At 67.7% G+C, this 1,649-nt stretch carries 2 protein-coding genes; both read left to right on the top strand.

Annotation, left to right across the window (positions count from 1 at the left end; all coding sequences use genetic code 11):
* A partial coding sequence (locus tag ACDELDRAFT_RS22270) for a S1C family serine protease (RefSeq protein ID WP_005801042.1) occupies positions 1-709 on the top strand: 709 nt, incomplete at its 5' end.
* Between the two features lie 160 nt (positions 710-869).
* Positions 870-1,649: AAA family ATPase (locus ACDELDRAFT_RS22265; protein WP_005801040.1), on the top strand; the 780-nt coding region annotated here is incomplete at its 3' end.

The raw sequence follows: 1,649 nt of genomic DNA, 5'->3' as shown, positions 1-1,649 counted from the left end.
ATCACGCACCCCGGCCGGCCCCATCGCACGGGCCGACCTTGACGCCGCCGTGCTGCGCACCCTGAAAAGCACCCCCTTGCCCTCGCCCGCCACACGGGCCGTGGAGGCGGTGGCGCCCTCGGTGGTGCGGGTGGTGAGCTATGTCCGCGCCCGCAAGGGCAAGGCCGAAGTCGAGCGCGGCATCGGCACCGGCGTGGTCATCGTCGATTCGGGGGTCATCCTCACCAACCTGCATGTGGTGCGCGGGGCCGCCCGCATCGCGGTCACCTTCCAGGACGGGCTGGAAACCACCGCCAGCATCGTGGGCGTTCAACCCGAGAACGACCTGGCCGTGCTGCAGGCCCACCAGGTTCCCGACGATCTGGCCGCCGCGCCGCTGCGCTCCACCCAGAACCTGCGGCCGGGCGACCAGGTGGTGGCGGTGGGGTTTCCCTTCGGCATCGGGCCTTCGGTGTCGGCGGGCGTGGTGTCGGGGCTGGACCGCGAATTCGAGCCACCCGACGGCAAGAACCCGCTGGCCCATCTGATCCAGTTCGATGCGGCCGCCAACCCGGGCAATTCGGGCGGACCGCTGGTCACGATGGACGGCGAGGTGGTGGGCATCGTCACAGCCATCCTCAACCCCACCGAGGCCAGCACCTTCATCGGCATCGGCTTTGCCGTGCCCATTGAAAGCGCGGCGGCCGCGGTGGGCATGCCGCCGTTTTGAAATGGAACAGCCCCTGAGCCGCTTCGCGCCTTCTCCCTTCGGGGGGGACGACACCCTCGCTGCAGGGCGACCCTTGCTCGGTGTCTCCCGCCTTGGCGGCGCCCGTCGCGTGGGCTTGGGACGGTTTGCACATTGCTGATCACTGACAAGGAAGGAAACCATGGAAGTCACCACCAACACCGCCACGCTGATGGAACAGGTCCTCTACGAGGTCAAGCGCGTGGTGGTGGGGCAGGATCGTTTTCTGGAGCGCATCATGGTCGCCCTGCTGGCCCAGGGGCATCTGCTGGTCGAAGGCGTGCCCGGCCTGGCCAAGACGCTCACTGTCAAAACGCTGGCCCGCACCCTGCAGGGCAGCTTCAAGCGCATCCAGTTCACGCCCGACCTGGTGCCTTCCGACCTGGTCGGCACGCGCATGTACAACCAGAAAACGGGCGATTTCAGCACCACGCTCGGCCCCGTCTTCACGCACCTGCTGCTGGCCGACGAAATCAACCGCGCCCCCGCCAAGGTGCAAAGCGCCCTGCTGGAGGTGATGCAGGAGCGCCAGGTCACGATTGCCGGCGAGACGCACCACGTGCCCGCGCCTTTTCTGGTGATGGCCACGCAAAACCCCATCGAAACCGAAGGCACCTACGCCCTGCCCGAAGCGCAGGTGGACCGCTTCATGATGAAGGTGCTGCTGGACTACCCCAGCGAGGAAGAAGAATTCGTGATCGCCCAGCGGGCGCTCGAAGCGCCCGTGCAGGTACTGCCCGTGGCCACCATGGCTCAACTGAGCACACTGCAGGCCGAGTGCCGCGGCGTGTATGTCGACCCCTCGCTGCTGCAATACGCCGTGAAGCTGGTGGCCGCCACGCGCGCTCCGGCGCAGCGGGGGCTTGAAGACATCGCGCACTGGATCGCCTGCGGCGCCAGCCCGCGCGCCACCATTGCCCTG

Origin of the sequence: Acidovorax delafieldii 2AN (assembly GCF_000175235.1) — a bacterium.
Lineage (GTDB): Bacteria > Pseudomonadota > Gammaproteobacteria > Burkholderiales > Burkholderiaceae_C > Acidovorax > Acidovorax delafieldii_B.
This window is presented reverse-complemented; position numbering and strand designations above follow the sequence as displayed.